This is a genomic window from Mesorhizobium sp. M0923 (assembly GCF_040319365.1).
GTDB lineage: Bacteria > Pseudomonadota > Alphaproteobacteria > Rhizobiales > Rhizobiaceae > Mesorhizobium.
In genome coordinates this window covers 1-606 of record NZ_JAMYNW010000073.1, presented here as the reverse complement: position 1 = coordinate 606, position 606 = coordinate 1, and the positions used below count along the sequence as shown (strand labels likewise).

Sequence of the window (606 nt, the reverse complement as noted above, 5' to 3'; positions counted from 1 at the left end):
CGACGGCCGAAGCGGTGACGCTGCAATTCCTTGATGATCTGGATCAGGCGGGCGTTCTCGACGTCGCGCGCCAGGACCATCGCCTTCAGCGCGTCCGGATCGTCGGGAAGCTGGTCAGCCGCCATCGCCATGACCGGATCAGACCATATTCGCCGATATCCCGCGACAGCGGAATCCAGGCTGATTCACTTCGTCGCGGGTCAGCCCGCCTGAACCGGAACGCGGGTCCGGCGCGCCTCGTGGACCCGCCGCCAGTCGAGACCTTCGAGCAGCGCCGATAGTTGCGCGGCCGTCAGCCGCATCATGCCGTCATGCACTTTCGGCCAGCGGAACTCGCCGTCCTCCAGACGCTTGCCATAGAGGCAGACTCCGGTGCCATCCCAGAAGATCAGCTTGATCCGGTCCGTCCGCTTCGCCCGGAAGACGTAAACGGCCCCGCTAAACGGATCGGCTCCCATCGTCTCTCGCACCAGCGCCGCCAATCCTTCCGCGCCCTTGCGGAAGTCGACTGGCTTCGTCGCCACCATGACCTTGACCGCACCCGTTGGCCCGATCACGTCGTTGCCTTCAGCGCGCGGATTACAGCAGCCACCGTCTTGGTATCGG

Annotated in this window: 1 protein-coding gene; it reads right to left on the bottom strand. The window is 65.0% G+C overall.

Translation table 11 applies throughout. The features are described 5' to 3' along the window. Nucleotides 1–200: 200 nt before the first annotated feature. Entirely contained in the window at nucleotides 201–557 is a 357-nt protein-coding gene (tnpB, locus tag NKH89_RS35705) for an IS66 family insertion sequence element accessory protein TnpB (RefSeq protein ID WP_352483897.1), read from the bottom strand. Nucleotides 558–606: the final 49 nt, after the last annotated feature.